The sequence below is a fragment of the Streptomyces netropsis genome (assembly GCF_014203545.1).
GTDB lineage: Bacteria > Actinomycetota > Actinomycetes > Streptomycetales > Streptomycetaceae > Streptomyces > Streptomyces netropsis.
On record NZ_JACHJG010000004.1, the window covers coordinates 55,720 to 73,144 of the forward strand.

At 73.6% G+C, this 17,425-nt stretch carries 14 protein-coding genes and 1 pseudogene; 7 read left to right on the forward strand and 8 right to left on the reverse strand.

The genetic code is table 11. The features are described 5' to 3' along the window. The first annotated feature begins 37 nt into the window (after positions 1 to 37). The gene (locus FHS38_RS11685) at positions 38 to 1,930 is read left to right on the forward strand and encodes a hypothetical protein (protein WP_184733471.1); all 1,893 of its coding nucleotides are present in this window, start codon (positions 38 to 40) and stop codon (positions 1,928 to 1,930) included. On the opposite strand, the gene FHS38_RS11690 is transcribed toward FHS38_RS11685, so the two are convergent. Then, complete coding sequence (locus FHS38_RS11690) at positions 1,918 to 3,423, reverse strand: SCO1417 family PLP biosynthesis transcription factor (protein WP_184733472.1); 1,506 nt, start codon at positions 3,421 to 3,423, stop codon at positions 1,918 to 1,920. The genes FHS38_RS11685 and FHS38_RS11690 overlap by 13 nt on opposite strands. A 221-nt stretch (positions 3,424 to 3,644) precedes the next feature. Here FHS38_RS11690 and yczE point away from each other — a divergent pair, with 221 nt between their 5' ends. Further along, positions 3,645 to 4,355 (forward strand): membrane protein YczE, encoded by a 711-nt coding sequence (gene yczE / locus FHS38_RS11695; RefSeq protein WP_184733473.1) that lies wholly within the window; start codon positions 3,645 to 3,647, stop codon positions 4,353 to 4,355. Positions 4,356 to 4,612: 257 nt separating this feature from the next. After that, positions 4,613 to 4,987, forward strand: coding sequence for an RNA polymerase-binding protein RbpA (locus FHS38_RS11700; RefSeq protein ID WP_087929069.1), 375 nt, complete (start codon positions 4,613 to 4,615; stop codon positions 4,985 to 4,987). 248 nt (positions 4,988 to 5,235) lie between these two features. On the opposite strand, the gene fxsA is transcribed toward FHS38_RS11700, so the two are convergent. From fxsA to FHS38_RS11725, 5 genes are all read right to left on the reverse strand, one after another. Further along, a complete protein-coding gene (gene fxsA / locus FHS38_RS11705; protein WP_229822385.1) occupies positions 5,236 to 5,817 on the reverse strand; it encodes an FxsA family membrane protein in 582 nt (193 codons plus the stop codon). A gap of 67 nt (positions 5,818 to 5,884) precedes the next feature. Further along, a complete protein-coding gene (locus FHS38_RS11710) occupies positions 5,885 to 6,655 on the reverse strand; it encodes a polyprenol monophosphomannose synthase (protein WP_184733474.1) in 771 nt (256 codons plus the stop codon). Next, positions 6,652 to 8,595: an apolipoprotein N-acyltransferase gene (gene lnt / locus FHS38_RS11715; RefSeq protein WP_229822386.1), complete on the reverse strand. Its 1,944-nt coding sequence runs from the start codon at positions 8,593 to 8,595 to the stop codon at positions 6,652 to 6,654. The genes FHS38_RS11710 and lnt overlap by 4 nt, the downstream gene beginning before the upstream one ends. 434 nt (positions 8,596 to 9,029) lie before the next feature. Beyond that, positions 9,030 to 10,679, reverse strand: coding sequence for an amidohydrolase (locus FHS38_RS11720; protein WP_184733475.1), 1,650 nt, complete (start codon positions 10,677 to 10,679; stop codon positions 9,030 to 9,032). Between the two features lie 97 nt (positions 10,680 to 10,776). Continuing rightward, positions 10,777 to 11,220 carry an Lrp/AsnC family transcriptional regulator gene (locus FHS38_RS11725; RefSeq protein ID WP_030365423.1) on the reverse strand — a complete coding sequence of 148 codons (444 nt, stop codon included), beginning with the start codon at positions 11,218 to 11,220 and terminating at the stop codon, positions 10,777 to 10,779. Positions 11,221 to 11,419: 199 nt separating this feature from the next. Here FHS38_RS11725 and FHS38_RS11730 point away from each other — a divergent pair, with 199 nt between their 5' ends. Together FHS38_RS11730 and FHS38_RS11735 are read left to right on the forward strand one after the other, a co-directional pair. After that, complete coding sequence (locus FHS38_RS11730; RefSeq protein WP_184733476.1) at positions 11,420 to 11,782, forward strand: hypothetical protein; 363 nt, start codon at positions 11,420 to 11,422, stop codon at positions 11,780 to 11,782. A 107-nt stretch (positions 11,783 to 11,889) separates the two neighbouring features. Beyond that, positions 11,890 to 13,071 (forward strand): threonine synthase, encoded by a 1,182-nt coding sequence (locus FHS38_RS11735; protein ID WP_184733477.1) that lies wholly within the window; start codon positions 11,890 to 11,892, stop codon positions 13,069 to 13,071. Positions 13,072 to 13,089: 18 nt separating this feature from the next. Here the strand turns inward: FHS38_RS11735 and FHS38_RS11740 are convergent, their stop codons facing one another. Next, positions 13,090 to 14,262, reverse strand: coding sequence for an acyl-CoA dehydrogenase family protein (locus FHS38_RS11740; RefSeq protein WP_184733478.1), 1,173 nt, complete (start codon positions 14,260 to 14,262; stop codon positions 13,090 to 13,092). A 319-nt stretch (positions 14,263 to 14,581) separates the two neighbouring features. On the opposite strand from FHS38_RS11740, the gene FHS38_RS11745 reads away from it, so the two are divergent. Then, complete coding sequence (locus FHS38_RS11745) at positions 14,582 to 15,874, forward strand: glycoside hydrolase family 18 protein (RefSeq protein WP_184733479.1); 1,293 nt, start codon at positions 14,582 to 14,584, stop codon at positions 15,872 to 15,874. A 126-nt stretch (positions 15,875 to 16,000) separates the two neighbouring features. Here FHS38_RS11745 and FHS38_RS11750 read toward each other — a convergent pair whose 3' ends face one another. Next, positions 16,001 to 16,483, reverse strand: a complete 483-nt coding sequence (locus tag FHS38_RS11750; RefSeq protein ID WP_184733480.1) for an Rv1352/Rv1906c domain-containing protein — start codon at positions 16,481 to 16,483, stop codon at positions 16,001 to 16,003. 246 nt (positions 16,484 to 16,729) lie between these two features. Between FHS38_RS11750 and dhaL the strand changes: the two are divergent. Then, positions 16,730 to 17,368: pseudogene (gene dhaL, locus FHS38_RS35265) on the forward strand (dihydroxyacetone kinase subunit DhaL); the annotation flags it as partial. Between the last annotated feature and the right edge of the window lie 57 nt (positions 17,369 to 17,425).

Below are 17,425 nucleotides of genomic sequence, written 5' to 3' on the forward strand. Positions count from 1 at the left end.
CCCGCACCCCCGCACGCACCGACAACAGGAGACCGACGTGGGCCGGCGTACGCTCCCCCGCTTTCTGTCCGAGAACCCGACGATCACCCGCGTTCGGGAGTTCTCGCGCACCGTCGCCGACCACGCCGCGGATGTGCTCCACCCGCTGATCGTCGTCTCGCGTGGTCTGCGCTCCCTGGCCGCCTCCGGGCGGCGCACGTGGGCGCAGACCCCGAAGGAACGGCGGGGGCCCACGGTGGTCCTGGTGGGCTCGTGCGTGTTCATCGTGGCGCTCGTGCCGTACGGGCCGGTGCTCGCCGTGATCGGGCTGATGGCGGCGGCCGCCTGGGCGGGGCGGCGGAACGCGCCCCGGCCGGCGGCGGAGGTGGGCGAGGCGGACACCGGACGGCTCCAGGCGCTGTACGAGGCCCTGGTGCCGTACTTCGCGGCCCCGGGGGACCCGGCGCCGCTGTACGCGCACGGGGGCAGCTGGAGCGCGGCGTTCGAGGGGCACGCCTTCGACGACCAGGGACGGCTGACCGCCCTCCGGCTGCGCTACCCCGCCTACTTCACCGACGGCGACGCCGAATCCCGGGCCAGGATCGAGCAGTTGCTGCACCTCAAGGCCGGCCGGGGCCGCGAGTACCGCTTCGACTGGGACGAGGCGGGCAACCGCCTCGCCCTGCACGCGCTGCCCGCGCTCGAGACCGACGTCTTCGCCCAGCGGTTCGTCACCGCGCCCGGCGAGGCCGTGCTCGGCTTCACCGACGCCTCGGACGTCCAGCGGACCCTGCCGGTGGCCGCGGGCGACGAGACCCGTGACACACCGCCCGTCGTGTGGCGCACGGGCCAGCGGTCCACCGAACCGCACCTGCTGGCCCTCGGCCAGCCCTCGAGCGGCACCTCGACGCTGCTGCGGTCGATCGCCCTGCAGGCCCTCCACCACGGCGACGTCGTGGTGGTCGACGGCAGCGGCGCGGGCGAGTACGGCTTCCTGCGCGGCCGGGACGGGGTGCTGGCCGTCGAGTCCTCCCTCCCGGGGGCCCTCGCGACGCTGGAGTGGGCCGCCCACGAGACCGAGCGCCGGCTGCTGACCGCCAACCACGCCCGCCAACAGGGGCGTCCGACGCCCGAGGACATCCGCCGCCCCCTGTGGGTCGTCGTCGACCGGCCCACGGTGCTGAGCCATCTCGCCCGGGGCGAGGGGCGCCGCGATCCACAGGAGCTGCTCCAAGTGCCCCTGCGGCACGGCCGGGTCGGCAACGTCACCGTCGCGGTGGCCGAGCAGCTCGACGGCTACGAGCAGCTGACCGAGCCGGTCCGGACCCACACCCGCGCCCGGCTGGTCCTCGGCGCCGTGACCCCCGAGCAGGTGTGCACCGCGCTCGGTGCGCCGCCGCACACCACACCGGCGCGGGACGTCCCGCCGGGCCGCGGCTACGCCCGGCTGGGCTCGGGCCCGGTGCACCGGGTCCAGGTGCCGCACACCCCGAACCCGTACGACGAGGAGACGACCGACGCACAGCGCGATGCGGTGCTGGCCCTGCTGCCCGAGACCGCTCCCGCGCCGGGCGGCGAGGAGGACGCGTGGTCGTATCCGGCCGCTCCCGCCCCGGCCCCTGCCCCGGTCGCCGCCTCCACCGCCGTCTCCGCCTCCGCCTATGCCGCCGCCCCGGACACCGACCCCGATTCGACGGAGGGCGGCGTGGGCGCGGCCTGGGCGACCGCGGTCCCGGTGACCGGCGGTGCGGAACCCACCTGGGCGGGCACCGACCCGATGTGGCTCAGCGTGGAATCGACGCAGGCCGGGCCCGCGTTGGCGTGGGCCGGTGCCGAACTGGCGGAGGCCGGCGAGAGCCGGCCGGGGCACGGACCGGCCGGACCGGACACCGGTGACCGTACCGATCCCCGCGCCCCCGGCACGGACCCGAAGCCGCTTCAGGCCACGTAGGTCCGCGGTGCCTCGACCGCTGCCGTCGCGCCGCTCGCCACCAGGCGGGCGGCCTCCGCGAGCCGGGTCGCGGCCTCCTCGGCGACCGCCCCGGTGACGGTGAACGGGAGCCGCACGAAGCCCTCGAAGGCCCCGTCGACACCGAAGCGCGGACCGGAGGGCACCCGCACCCCGAGCCGCTCCCCCGCCTCGGCGATGCGCGATCCGGAGAGACCGCCGGTGCGCACCCACAGGGTGAGCCCGCCCTTCGGGACGGTGAACTCCCAGTCGGGCAGGTGACGGCCGAGGGCGTCGACGAGCGCGTCGCGGTTCTCCCGCGTCTGGGTGCGCCGTATGTCGATGGAGGCGTCCCAGCCCTCGGTGTCGAGCAGCCAGGTGACGGCGAGCTGTTCGAGCACGGGCGTGCCGAGGTCGGCGTAGGCGCGGGCGGCGACGAGGCTGCGGATGACGTCGGGGGCCGCGCGCACCCAGCCGATCCGCAGCCCGGCCCAGAAGGTCTTGCTGGCCGAGCCGACGGTGATCACCGCGCTGCCCGCCGGGTCGAAGGCGCAGACGGGCCGGGGCAGTTCGACGTCCGGTTCGAGACACAGGTCGGACATGGTCTCGTCGGCGATGAGGAGGGTGCCGGCGGCCCGGGCGGCCTCGACGAGCTCCCGGCGCTGCTCCTCGGGGGCCAGCGCGCCGGTCGGGTTGTGGAAGTCGGCGATGACGTAGGCGAGGCGGGGCGCGGCGTCGCGCAGCACCTGGCGCCAGGCGGGCAGGTCCCAGCCGGCGAGACGGTCGGCCATCGCGACGGGCACGAGCCGGGTGCCGGCCTCGCGCATGAGCTGAAGGACGTTGGCGTACGAGGGGGACTCGACGGCGACCCGCTCGCCGCGCCCGGCGAACAGCCGGCAGATGGCGGCGACGGCGCCCATGGCGCCGGTGGTCACCATGATCTGTTCGGGCATGGTGGGGATGCCGCGGGCGGTGTAGCGGTCGGCGAGGGCCTGGCGCAGGGCGGGCAGCCCCGCGGGGTAGTCGCCGTGGGTGTGCGCGTAGGGCGGCAGCTCCTCGAGGGCGCCCTGGAAGGCGCGGGTGAGCCACGGCTCCGGCGCGGTGAGGGCGGCGCAGCCCAGGTCGATCACGGAGCCGACGGCCTCCGGCGGGAGGGGGTCGAGCCCTCGGGTGGGCAGCGGGTTGCCGGCGGGCACGGCGGTCCAGCTGCCGGCGCCGCGCCGGGATTCGAGGAACCCCTCGCCGCGCAGGGCCTCGTAGGCGGCGGCGACGGTGGTGCGGCTGACGGAGAGCGCCGCGGCGAGTTCCCGCTCGGCGGGCAGCCGGGCGGCGACCGGGACGCGGCCTTCGAGGACGAGCAGCCGGATGCCGTCCGCGAGGGAGCGGTAGGCGGGTGAGCGACGGCCACCGATCGGGGTCACGGTGTCGCGCGCGTGCTGCGAACCGAGGAGACGCGCCAGCTGCGGCGCCCCCACCGAAGAGGTCCACTGACTCATCTCGTGCGGTCCACCTTTCGGAAATTGGCCATGGAGTACATCCTGTACCAGTCCACAGACTGGCACGCGGCAGGCCACCCGCACCACCGGCGGCTGCCGAAAACACGCTTTCGACACCGGATCCGGCCGGGCTCCGGCCCACTTCGGCCGAATCGATTCACCACGGCCCGCCCGGCCCGGTACGCGCCGGAACGACCCAGTACGACCTTCAGGAGGAACCATTGTCCGCGTCAGGGGGGTCGTCTCTCGCCCGCCGTCTGGTCCAGCTGTACGGCGGGCTGGTGCTGTACGGGGTGAGTGCGGGGCTGCAGCTGCGTGCGGGGCTCGGACTGGCGCCGTGGGACGTCCTGAACCAGGGTGTCGCGGGGCGTACGGGCCTGTCGATCGGGACGGCGTCCATCCTGATCGGGGTGCTCGTGCTGCTCCTGTGGGTGCCGCTGCGCCAGCGGCCCGGTCTGGGCACGGTCTCCAACGTGCTGGTGATCGGCCTGGCGCTGGACGCGACGCTGACCGTGGTCCCGGCCCCCGGGTCGCTGTGGGTGCGGATTCCGCTGCTGGTCTTCGCGGTCGCGCTGTGCGCGGTGGCGACCGGGCTCTACATCACCCCACGCTTCGGACCGGGTCCGCGCGACGGGCTGATGACCGGGCTGCACCGCAGGACCGGGCGCTCGGTGCGACTGGTGCGCACCTGCATCGAGGTGGTCGTGCTGGCGACCGGGTTCGCGCTCGGCGGCTCGGTGGGCGCGGGGACGGTGCTGTACGCGGTGGGCATCGGGCCGCTGTCGCAGTTCTTCCTGCGCGCCTTCGCCCTGCCGGAGCGCCCGGAGCGGGGCCGCGCCCAGGGCCCGGAAAGCCCCGGTGAGCCGCGCGATACGGCCGTTCCGGTGGCCCCCTCGACGGTCACGGCACGCGAAGTTCCGGACCTGGTTTAGGCCACGGACCGGCGGGCCGGTAGTGTACGCCTTTGACCCACCGGACGGACCGTTACTGCGCGCTGAATAGGCAGAAACACAGGGTGACATCTGTTGTCAGATGTGACAAACCGGGCGCTGGTGGGTACAACAAGGGGCGGCACGACGGGCGACGCATGTCCCTCAACGGGGAATCTTCACCGCCGACCGGACGTTGACCGGATGACGACGACAGCGACACCTGTCCTGTGGGCGACAAAGCCCGGGAGGCACGATTCATGAGTGAGCGAGCTCTCCGCGGCACGCGACTTGTGGTTACCAGCTACGAGACCGACCGCGGCATCGATCTGGCCCCGCGCCAGGCGGTGGAGTACGCATGCCCGAACGGACATCGATTTGAGATGCCGTTCTCGGTAGAGGCGGAGATTCCGCCGGAGTGGGAGTGCAAGGCGTGCGGCGCCGTGGCACTCCTGGTAGACGGCGATGGTCCTGAGGAGAAGAAGGGCAAGCCCGCGCGTACGCACTGGGACATGCTCATGGAGCGGCGGACCCGCGAGGAGCTCGAGGAGGTGCTGGCCGAGAGGCTGGCCGTCCTGCGCTCCGGTGCCATGAACATCGCTGTGCATCCGCGGGACAACCGCAAGTCCGCCTGAGTTTCTGGGCGGCATAGGGATTGATCCATCGGATCCGTCAAGGGCCCGGGCCACTGCGCTGAGCAGTGGCCCGGGCCCTTGTCCGCGTCATGCGGGGTTTCTCATGGGGATGCCCCCCGTGCTCCCAGCCGCCCGTGAGGGCCTTCGAGGTACGCATACGGACACGGATACGGGCATCGGTCACCCGATGCCCGTAAAGCGTCCGCAGCGGCCCCGGGCCGACTCGGCGGGCGGGTCCGGCGGCCTGCTCAGCGCGGCAGCTGCGGGCCGTCCCGGTGCGGCGCGGGCGGCTCGTCGTCGCGGATGACCTCGCCCTGGACGACCTTGCCGTCGGGCTGGTGCATCCGGGCCTGCTGGAAGGCGTCCCCCAGGGTGCCCGGGCCGAAGGCCGCCGCCCGGCGGTCCACGCCGCGCTCCAGGCCCTTGCGCAGCAGCGCGCGGGTCGGCGGGAAGAGGCACAGCAGCCCGGCCGCGTCGGAGATCAGGCCCGGCACCATGAGCAGCAGCCCGCCCAGCATCGTCAGACCGTTGCCGCCCGCGCCCCCGGTGGCGCCCGGGGCCTGCCCGGCCTCCGGGGCCTTGGGCGGCTGGAGGGACTCCGTCAGCCGCTGCCAGGCGCGGCGCCCGGCCCGCTTGATCACGAAGCCGCCCAGCAGCACTCCCCCGACCAGCAGGGCGAGGACGGTGAGCCCGCCCGCCGCGTCGGCCACCATCATCAGCAGCCAGATCTCCAGCACCGCCCAGAGGGCCACGGCCAGGGGGATGAGCCTGCGGGCGCGGCCTCGTTTCGGCGGCCGGCCGTCCATCGTCTGCTGTGCTCCGAACGTCATGCCTCAAGTGTGCCTGGGCCGCGCCCGTACGGAACGCCCCGGGTGGGGGCGTCCGGCGGGGTCCGGGTCAGCTCTTCTCGCCCCGGCCCAGGGCCTTGCCGACCCGGGAGCCGACGCCCCAGGACGTGACCCGCCACAGGGCCTCCGCGACGATGTCGCGGCTCATCTTGCTGTCGCCCAGCTCGCGCTCGACGAAGGTGATGGGGACCTCGACGACGTGGAAGCCGGCCTTGACGGCCCGCCAGGCCAGGTCGACCTGGAAGCAGTAGCCCTGCGAGGCGACCTCGTCCATGCCCAGCCCCTCCAGGGTCTCCCGGCGGAAGGCCCGGAAACCGCCGGTGACGTCGCGGATCGGGACGTCGAGGAGGAGGCGGGAGTAGGTGGAGCCGCCGCGGGAGAGGATCTCGCGGGACTTCGGCCAGTTCACGACCCGGCCGCCGGGGACCCAGCGGGAGCCGAGCACCAGGTCGGCGCCCTTGAGGGCGGTGAGCAGCCGGGGCAGTTCCTCGGGCTGGTGGGAGCCGTCGGCGTCCATCTCCACCAGGACGCCGTAGCCGTTGTCCAGGCCCCAGTGGAAGCCGGCCAGATAGGCGGCGCCCAGGCCCTCCTTGCCCTTGCGGTGCAGCACGTGGACGTGGTCGTCGTCGGCCGCCAGCTCGTCGGCGAGCTTGCCGGTGCCGTCGGGGCTGTTGTCGTCGGCGACGAGGACGTGCGCCTCCGGCACGGCCGACCGCACCCGGCCGACGATGAGCTTGATGTTCTCCGCCTCGTTGTAGGTCGGGATGATCACCAAGGTCGTGCCGAGCGGACCGTATCTCCGCTGACCACCGTCGTTCACTGCTGCCCCTTCTCGTCCGGACGTCCTCGACGGCCGATCATGATCGCGGCCGCGCAGGACAGAAGGCCCACCATAGCGAGCGCCCATTCGGGCGCTGCACCGGCGCGGTCGGCCACGGTGATCTCGTCCCGCAGCGGGATGGAGGTGCTGATGACGTCACGGGTGAACTCCGCGCTGCGGTGGAGCACCTTGCCGTCGGGGGCGACGACCGCGCTGATGCCGCTCGTCGCGGCGGTCACCACGGCCCGGCCGTGCTCGACCGCCCGCAGCCGGGACATGGCCAGCTGCTGCTCGGGCTGCCCGGTGCGGCCGTAGGTGGCGTTGTTGGTCTGTACGACCAGGGCGCGGGCGCCGGCCATGACGGTGTCGTGGACGATCTCGTCGTAGGCCACCTCGAAGCAGATGACGTCGCCGAGCCGCGCCGGGCCGATCTGGAGCACCCCGGTGTGGTCGCCGGGGTAGAAGTCGCGGGGCACGCGCTGGAGGCGGGTGATGACCTTGCTCAGCTGCTGCCGGAAGGGCACGTACTCGCCGAACGGCACCGGGTGCTGCTTGGTGTACGAGGCGCCGGGGCCCTTCACGGGGTCCCAGACGATGCCCTGGTTGTCGACGTAGCCGGGCTTGCCCGGGTGGTCGACGAGGGCGCCGACGAGGACGGGGACGCCGACCGCCCGCACGGCCTCCTCGATCCGGTCGTAGGCCTCCGCGTACTGGAAGGGGTCGAGGTCGGAGGAGTTCTCCGGCCAGATGACCAGGTCGGGCTTCTTCACGCGGCCGGCCTTGATGTCCTTCGCCAGGGCGAGGGTGGCGTCGACGTGGTTGTTGAGGATCATCATCGGGCGGCCGAGGAAGTTCATCCCCGGGTTCTGGACGTTGCCCTGGACGATGGCGATGTCGACCGTGTCGACCGCCTTGGTGGGCACCGGCACGGCGTACCCGGCGAGGACGACGGCGGCGGCCAGCGCGGCGGCCTCGACGGCGGGCAGGGCGGCGCGCACGGCCCGTACGCGGTCACCCGCGGCGGCCCGCAGGCGCCAGGCGGCGAGCAGCGCGTAGGCCAGCAGCCCGCCGGTGAGCGCCACGGCGAAGGTGACCAGCGGGGCGCCGCCGAGCGCGGCGAGCGGCGTGAACGGGGAGCCGGTGTTGGCGAACGCGAGCCGCCCCCACGGGAAACCGCCGAACGGCGCCCGGTCCCGGGCCCACTCCTGCGCGACCCACAGACAGGCGCCCCACAGCGGCCAGGCGGGCAGCCGGGAGGTCACGGCCAGGCCCGCGCCGAGCAGGGCGATGAAGAGCGCCTCGATGACGGAGAGGCCGAACACGGCGTCGTAGCCGACCACGTGCAGCCAGCGGAGCAGGAAGAAGAAGAACGGCAGCGCGAAGGCGAAGCCCGTCCACGCGCCCTGCCGGGCGGTGCGGCCCCGGGTCAGCAGCGCCAGGGCGGCGACGGCCACGAAGGACAGCGGCCACAGGTCGTACGGCGGGAAGGACGCGGTGAGGGCCAGTCCGGCGACGGCGGCGAGGGCGCTGCGCCGCGCCTCACGGCGGGCCAGCCGGACGAGGCGGGTGAGCCGGGTGGGGCCGCCGGGCCGGGGCGCCGGGTCACCGGCGGCGGTGACCGCGTCCGGGTCCGCCTCGCCGTCGGGGGCGGCCGCCGGGGGCGGTACGGGCGCCTTCGCCGCGTCGGCGGCGTCGGGCTCCGGCCGGTCGGCGGCGTTCTCGGCGGCGCCCGCGTGGTCCGTGCCGTCGGCGGGCACGGACGCCTCGGCGGCGTCGGACCGCGCCGGCGGGCGCGGGGAGCGGGAAGTCGGCCCGCCCGGCCGGCCGACGGTGTCGCCGTCGGCGGCGTCGGCGGTGGTTTCGGGACCCGGGGGCACGGTCGCGCCTTCCTGCTGCTGTGCGGTGGTGAAGCCCGACCGTACAACGCCCAGGGGGTCCACCGGTTCCCGGGTGCGGGCAGCGGGGCCTGCCGCCCTGGGCGAATGGGGGCCCGGCGTCCTTCGGGCCGGCCTGGGATCCGCTGGCTGCGAGTCGACCGAATGCCGTTGTCTACTGAACGTCCGGGCCCCACCCGGGTCGCACCTGCCGGCCCGGCGGAACCGTCCCTCGCCCCCGTGCGCTGGACCTGGCTCCCAGTGGCGATGAGCGCTCCGGCTCACCGCCCATGGCCCAGCGGCGCTCGACGACTGTGTGGAGATTCACCGGTCGGACGTCCTGTGGTGGACTCCGCCGAACCTACCCGCCGCCGCCCGCACCCTGTCAACACCCTCATGACCTGCGTGGCTGCCTCAAATCAGCAGGTCAGTACGGCGAGTGGAGCGCCGGAGGGGCCGGCTCACGGCACGTCGTTCGGCGGTACGGACGGGCTCACGCGTCACTCGTTCGGACGCGTGAAGACGGTGTGCCCGCCGACCACCGTGCGCAGACAGACCGGGAGGGGGGCGCCGGGGGTGAGATCGGGCAGGCCGGGCGTGCCCGAGCGGGGGTCGGTGGACCAGCTGGCGACCCGGTCGTCGGGCACCTGCACGACGAGTTCACCCGTCCTCCAGACGGCGTAGTCGGCGGGCGCGCCCGGCACCAGCACACCGGCGTCGTCGCGGCCGACGGCCCGCCAGCCGCCCCGGGTGTGCGCGGTGAAGGCGGCCCGGACGGAGACGCGGTGCGCGGGGGTGCGGTGGAAGGCGGCGGCGCGGACGGTGCCCCACGGGTCGAGGGGGGTGACGGGGCTGTCCGAACCGAGGGCGAGCGGGACACCGGCCCGCAGCAGGGCCGCGTACGGGTTCAGGGTGCGGGCCCGTTCCACGCCCAGCCGTTCGGCGTACATGGCCTCGTCGCCGCCCCAGGCGGCGTCGAAGGCCGGCTGGACGGAGGCGGTGAGGGCGAGTTCGGCGAAGGCGGCGATGTGGTCGGGGGTGAGCATCTCGGCGTGCTCGACGCGGTGCCGGGCGGCGCGGACGCGGGCGAGGCCGAGCCTGTCGGCGGCGGCGCGCACGCCCTCCACGACGGCGGTGAGCGCGGCGTCGCCGATGGCGTGGAAACCGGCCTGGATGCCCGCCTCGGTGCAGGCGGTGACGTGGGCGGCGATGGCGGCGGCGTCCATGTGCGCGGCACCGGTGTGGCCCGTGTGCGGGCCGTCGGCGTAGGGCTCGTGGAGGCACGCGGTGTGCGAGCCGAGGGAGCCGTCGACGAAGAGGTCGCCGGCCGCGCCGAGCGCGCCGAGTTCGACGACGCGGCTCGCGTCGGCGGCGGTGGTGAGCGCCTCGGCCCAGTAGCCGACGACGCGTGGGCCGGGGCGCTCGGCGGCCAGGCTCAGCAGGCCGGTGAGGTCGTCGGCGCTGGAGATCCGCGGCCCGGCGCACTCGTGGAGGGAGCCGATGCCGAGCGAGGCGGCCCGCTCCAGCGCCGCGGCCTGCGCGTCGGCGCGCTGGGCGGGGGCGATGCTCCCGTACGCGGCGGCGCGCACGGCGTGGTGGGCGTCGCCGGTCAGCGGCGCGTCCGGGCTGCCGCCGGGCAGCCCGGCGGCGTGCGGGACGAGGTCGAGCAGGGCCGTGGTGACGACCGCGGAGTGGACGTCGGCCCGGGTGAGGTAGAGGGGGCGGCCGCCGGTGGCCTCGTCGAGTTCCCGGCGGGACGGGGGCCGCCGCTCGGGCCAGCGGCTGGCGTCCCAGCCGTGGCCGAGCAGCACCCGGTCGGCGGGCCGCGCGACGGCGTGGGCGCGGACCCGGTCGAGGGCCTCGGTGAGGGTGCGGGCGTCGGTGAGGTCGAGGCCGGTGAGCGCGAGGCCGGTGGAGGTGGTGTGCACGTGGGCGTCGGTGAACGCGGGGGTGACGAGCGCGCCTTCGAGGTCGACGACCTCGTCCACGCCGTCGGCGAAGGAGTCCGCCGCGCCTTCGGAGCCGACCCAGGCGACGTGGCCGCGCTCGACCACCATGGCCGTGGCGAAGGGGTCGGCGGGGCTGTGCACCTCGCCGCCGCGCAGCAGCACGGTACGGGGCTCGTCCTGAGGGGTGGGGCGGTCGCTCATGCAGGGAATCTTCCCCCAGCCCCGCCCCTTCCCGTAACCGGGGCTCCGCCCCGGACCCCGGTCCGGGGGCACCGGACAGGCTGGACGGGCCGGTTTCCTACCCCACCCGTGGTGGTCTGGCCTCGTACGGGGTCGACAGCACGATCGTCGTGCGCGTCGAGACCCCCGCCAACGAGCGGATCCGGGCCAGCAGGTGCTCCAGCTCCAAGGGCGTGGCGACACGGACCTTGAGGATGTAGTTCTCGTCGCCGGCGACGCTGTGGCAGGCCTCGATCTCGGGGATCTCGGCGAGCCGGTCGGCGATGTCGTCGGGGGCGCTCGGGTCGAAGGGCTTCACCGAGATGAACGCGGTGAGCGGCAGCCCGACGGCCTCCGGGTCGACCACCGCCGCGTAGCCCCGGATGACGCCGCGCTGTTCGAGCCGGCGCACGCGCTGGTGCACCGCCGAGGTGGACAGGCCCGTGGCCTTCCCCAGGTCGGTGTAGCTCATCCGCCCGTCCTTGACGAGCAGTTCCACGATTTCTCTGTCCAACTCCTCCACAACGGGTCAACCTACTGGGTCCCGGGCCGCCCGGGACAGCCGAACGGGCCCATAGCCATACAAGGCATGTGATGAACGACACACCCATGCGCCCGTGTCCTGTGCCGGAACGGGCGGTTATCTGACCCTCCACCAGGGAAGTGCTTGCTGTGGCCGAGGCCGAGGTGCCTGGCCGGCCCATCCGAGGGGGAGAAGCACTATGCCCAGCCTGGAACGCCTCAATGACGGCGACGGCAGCCTGTACGAGATCTACGAGATGTTCCGGGTGACGTGCCCGGACTGCGCGCGGCCGATCGCGCTGCTCGCCGACGAGGACGTGCTCCCCGAGCACGCGCTGTGCCCGTCGCCGTGGAACCCCTTCGGGCTCACGGTCTGCCCGGGCACCGGCCGCGGCGTCGAGGAGGCCGTGCCGGCGGACGAGTCGCTGGAAACCCAGGAGTGCGACGCGGCCCTGCTGCTCAATCTGCCGGAGAGCCTGGACTGGCGGCGCCAGCCGTTCTCCCACATCGGCGGCCCCGGCTCCCGCCCGGTGCGGATCCCGGAGATGCGTCGGCACCGCTGATCGGCAGCGTCCCGGGCAGCGACGGAAAGCGGAGCTGTACGGGTCCCGGAGGTGCCGGGACTGTTACCGTCGAAGGGTCATCCGCCCTCCCCTCGTGAGGAGTTCGCATGCCTTCGACACCCCTGCTCTGCCCCCGCTGCGGAACCGGGGCCAAGGACTTCTCGGGGTGCGGCGCGTGCCGCGCGGAGGGCATCGGCGCCAACCCGGTGCCGCCGCTCGCCGATCTGTCCGGCCTGTCGCTCCGGAGCTACCGGGGCGGACCGTGGGGGTGGCCCTCCGCCCTGCCGGTGACCGGACCGCCGGTGACGCTCGGCGAGGGCGGCACGCCCAATGTGCGGATCCACTTCCGCGATCCGGCCGACGGCGAGCTGTGGGTGAAGTACGAGGGCGCCAATCCGACCGGCTCGCACAAGGACCGGGCGATGGCCGTGGGCGTCGCGGCCGCCGTCGCCGCCGGTGCGGACACCGTGGTCGCGGCCTCCTCCGGCAACGCGGGCGCGGCCGCCGCGGCGTACGCGGGGCGCGCCGGGCTGCGGTGCGTGGTCTTCACCACGGGCGGGGTGCCCGAACCGCTGCGGGCGCAGATCGACGCGCTGGGCGCGTTCCGGGTGGTGCGCGAGGACAGCTCCGCGCGGAACGCGGCAATGGGGGAGGCCGTGGAGCGGTTCGGCTGGTATCCGCTGACAAGCTTCGCGTCACCCTCCCCCGGCGGCAACGCCTATGCCAACGAGGGCTACAAATCCGTCGCGTACGAGATCGCCCGGGACTTCGGGGACCGGGTCGCGACGGTGGTGGTCCCCACCAGCCGGGCGGATCTGCTGTCCGGCATCGAGCGCGGCTTCCGTGAGCTGCGCACCGCCGGGCTGCTGGCCCGTGTCCCCCGCCTGGTGGCGGCCGAGCCCGAAGCGGCGGCACCCTTCACCGCGGCGCTGGCCCGTAGCGCGCCGGCGGAGCAGGAGCGTACGTCAGTGGTCTACCGCCCCTCCCCCGCCTTCTCCCTCGGCGAGGAGCGCCCGACCTGGCAGGGGCTCGACGCGCTCCGCCGGTCGGACGGCTCGGCGGTCGCCGTACCGACCGAGGTGTTCATGGCCGAGCACCGGGCGTTGGGTGCCCAGGGGCTGTTCCTGGAGCCGTCCTCGGCGGTGGGCGTCGCCGCCGCCCGCCGCCTGGTCCGTGAGCACGGCGGGCTGGTGATCGCGGTCGGCACCGCGACGGGCCTGAAGGCCACCGCCGGCATCCGCCGCCCGTCGCCGACGACGGTCCCGGAGCTGTCACAGCTGACGCTCTGACCCCTCCGGGCGCGACGCTCAGCGGGACTCGGGGCCCGCGAGGTGACGGGCGACGACCATGCGCTGGATCTGGTTGGTGCCCTCGACGATCTGCAGGACCTTCGCCTCGCGCATGTAGCGCTCGACGGGGAAGTCCACGGTGTAGCCGTAGCCGCCGAGCAGCTGCACGGCGTCGGTGGTGACCTTCATCGCGGCGTCGGTGCAGAAGAGCTTGGCCATGGCGGCCTGCTTGGAGAACGGCAGACCGGCGTCCCGCAGCCGGGCCGCGGTGAGGTAGAGGGCGCGGCCCGCCTCGATCTGGGTGGCCATGTCCGCGAGCATGAAGCGCAGCCCCTGGAAGTCGGCGAGCGGGCGGCCGAACTGGCGCCGCTCGGCGACGTAGGACAGGGACTCGTCGAGCGCGGCCTGGGCGACGCCGATCGCGCAGGCCGCGATGCCGAGGCGGCCGGAGTCGAGGGCGGAGAGGGCGATGGCGAAGCCCTGGCCCTCCTCGCCGATGCGGCGGGCGTCGGGGACCTGGACCCCGTCGAAGTGGATCTGGGCGGTCGGCGAGCCCTTCATCCCCATCTTGCGCTCGGGGGCGGCCGCGGAGAGGCCGGGGGCGTCGCCGGGGACGAGGAAGGCCGTGATCCCGTGGGCGCCCTCGCCGCCGGTCCGCGCCAGGACGGTGTAGAAGTCCGCGACGCCGCCGTGGGTGATCCACGCCTTGGTGCCCTCGAGGGTCCAGGTGTCGCCCTGGCGCGTGGCGCGGGTGCGCAGGGAAGCCGCGTCGGAGCCCGAGGCGGGCTCGGAGAGGCAGTACGCGCCGAGCAGGCCGCCGCCGAGCATGGCGGGCAGGTGCTCGGCCCGCTGCTCCTTGGTTCCGTAGCCGGCGAGCGCGTGGCAGGCGAGGGTGTGGACGCTGACGCCGAGCCCCACCGTCAGGCGGGCCGCGGCGAGTTCCTCCAGGACCTGGAGGTAGACCTCGTACGGCTGGTCGCCGCCGCCGAACTCCTCGGCGTAGGGCAGGGCGAGCAGTCCGGAGGCGGAGAGCAGAGCGAAGACCTCGCGGGGGAAGTGCCCGGCGTCCTCCTCGCTCGACGCGTTCGGCTCGATCTCCCGCTGGACCATCTCGCGTACAAGCGAGATCAGGTCGCGGGCCTCCTCGGTGGGCAGCTGACGATCCACCGGCTGCGGGCCGTGGTCGGTCATGGCGCGGCTCTCCTCCCTGTCGGGCGCTGCGGCGGCGAGCGCGCAAGGGTGTGGCGCCGCCGCCGGGGACGCCTCAGTCGATGGTCCCCTGCCGGGTCTCGGTACGGGATGACCTGCGGCTGTGGCGGTTTGGAGTATGCCCGATCGGCTGCCTCCCGTCACGGGTCTGCTGATCATGAGGACTGCGACCCGGATTGGTCCGAACCATTGACCGCACTGGTCTAGTCCTTCTACCGTTTCCCCACTGTTCAACGCGTCCATGTCAAACATGGCCGCAGGTCACGCACCCCCCGCTCTCCCCACCCCACCGAGGAGAACCATGCCCAGACCACACGGACATCACCCCCTCCGCCGGCCCCGCACGCTCCTCGCGGCCTTCGCCGCGGGCACCGCGATGCTCGCCACGACCCTCTTCGCGGGCACCGCCACGGCCGGCACAGCGGGCACAGCCACCGCGGCACCGCCGGCGAAGACCGCCGCCGGACCCGCCGACGACGACACCACGGCCGGCTCCAAGGTCGTCGGATACTTCACCAACTGGGGCGTCTACGGCCGCAATTACCACGTCAAGAACATCGAGACCTCCGGCTCCGCCGCCAAGCTCACCCACATCAACTACGCCTTCGGCAACGTCACCGGCGGCAAGTGCACCATCGGCGACGCCTACGCCGACTACGACAAGGCCTACGACGCGGCCGGCAGCGTCGACGGCAAGGCCGACACCTGGGACAACGGCGCCCTGCGCGGCAACTTCAACCAGCTGCGGAAGCTCAAGAAGCTGCACCCGAACCTCAAGGTCATCTGGTCCTTCGGCGGTTGGACCTGGTCGGGCGGCTTCGGCGAGGCCGCGAAGAACCCCGCCGCGTTCGCCGAGTCCTGTTACCAGCTCGTGGAGGACCCGCGCTGGGCCGATGTCTTCGACGGCATCGACATCGACTGGGAGTACCCGAACGCCTGCGGCCTGACCTGCGACACCAGCGGCCGGGACGCCTTCCGGAACCTGATGGCCGCGCTGCGCGCGAAATTCGGCCAGAAGAACCTGCTCACCGCCGCCATCACGGCCGACGGCACCGACGGCGGCAAGATGGACGCCGCGAACTACGCGGGCGCGGCGCAATACGTCGACTGGTACAACCCGATGACGTACGACTTCTTCGGCGCCTGGGACGCCAAGGGCCCGACCGCCCCGCACTCGCCGCTGACCTCGTACAACGGCATCCCCAAGGCCGGGTTCCACACCGACGCCGCGATCCGGAAGCTCAAGAGCCTCGGCGTCCCGTCCTCGAAGCTCCTGCTGGGCATCGGCTTCTACGGCCGCGGCTGGACCGGCGTCACCCAGTCCGCCCCGGGCGGCACCGCCACCGGACCGGCCGCCGGGACGTACGAGCAGGGCATCGACGACTACAAGGTCCTCAAGTCCAAGTGCCCCGCGAACGGCACGGTCGCCGGCACGGCCTACGCCAAGTGCGGCAACGAATGGTGGAGCTACGACACTCCCTCGACGATCGCCGGGAAGATGGGCTACAAGCAACAGCAGGGCCTCGGCGGCACGTTCTTCTGGGAGCTGAGCGGCGACACGTCCAACGGTGAGCTGATCAAGGCCATCAAGTAGCCGGTCCGGTCGGCGTCAAGGCGCCGGGCCCGGATCGCCTCCTCGCCCAGCGAGTCGGCGATCCGGGCCCGGTGCTGCCCCTGACCTACCGGCGGTCGGCGCCAGGACGGGAGGGGACTGCCACGGTTATCGGCGCTTCCTGAACGGCTCACACCCCTGGAGTGTCACCGTGCCGTCGCCTTCGTCAAGAGTGACGATGACCTGCTCACCCTTCTTGGCAGCTTTGATCTGCGGCAGCTTGCCGGACTTCGGCTCCGTGGTCACACTGCACAGCCCCAGCACGTCGTCGCTGGCCCCCTTGCTGACATACACACCCGGCGGCATGTCCTCGCCGACGATATAGCTGCCGTTGCTGACCTCTTTCCCGGCTGCCCGAGCAGCGGTGTCATCTGCCGGCCCACTGTCCGCAGACGGCTTGGAGGCACCCTTCTTCGGCCGACCCGACTCAGGTGCGGTGACTGCTCCGGAGCGGGTGCCATCGCTTCCCTCGCCCCCCGACGCGGCGCTGACGGCGATGAGGAACACCACGAGAGCACCGAGCGCGGTGAGGATCTTGTGTCGGGCGAACCAGCTTCGCTTCGGCTGGTCTGATGTGAGCTGATCTGTCATCTGCTCTCCCTGATGTGACGCCTGAAGGCTGTTGGCGGCTCAACGCGATGGCAGGGATGACGAAGCTGTCCGTTACAGGACCGGCAAAGCACTGTGACGCGGACACCCACATGTCACGGCACTCGGACGACACCCCGTCAGGCGCCCCCGCACCGCCCTGACTAGGCTGAGCCGGGCCGAGACCGTACCGGTGGGCGCGAGCCGCCAAGCGCGCCGCCGGGCATAGCGACGAGGAGCCGCCCGCCCATGACCGTCACGCTCGACACGGACTTCTTCCGCCGCTTCCTGGACCGCACCACACGGGTCGTCGTGGCGCGGGCGGCGTATCTGACCGACCTCGACGCCGCCATCGGCGACGCCGACCACGGTGCCAACCTCAAGCGCGGCTTCACCTCGGCCGCCGAGGTCACGGCCGCCGAGGCGCCGGCCACGCCCGGGGCGCTGCTCACCGCCGTGGGCGTGCATCTGACCAACACCGTCGGCGGCGCGTCCGGGCCGTTGTTCGGCACGGTGCTGCGGCGCATGGGCAAGCTGCTGGGGGACGGACCGGTGGTCGAGCCGGAGACGCTGGGGCGGGCGCTGGCCGCGGCCGTCGCGAGCGTACGACGGCTCGGTGACTCCGCCCCGGGCGACAAGACCATGGTCGACGCCCTGCAACCGGCCGCCGACGCCTACGCCGAGGCCCTGGCGGGCGGCGGTGACGTGGTGGCCGCCCTGGACGCGGCGGCGCGGGCCGCCCGGGAGGGGGCGGCGGCGACCGTGCCGATGCGGGCCCGGCGGGGGCGCGCCAGCTATCTGGGCGAGCGCAGCGTCGGGCACCAGGACCCGGGCGCCACGTCCTCCGCGATGCTGATCACCGCGCTGTACGAGGCGACGGACCCCGCTTTGTGCGAGGTGGCGCCGGAGGGGGAGACCGGAGAGGACACCGCACCGGAGGCGGAG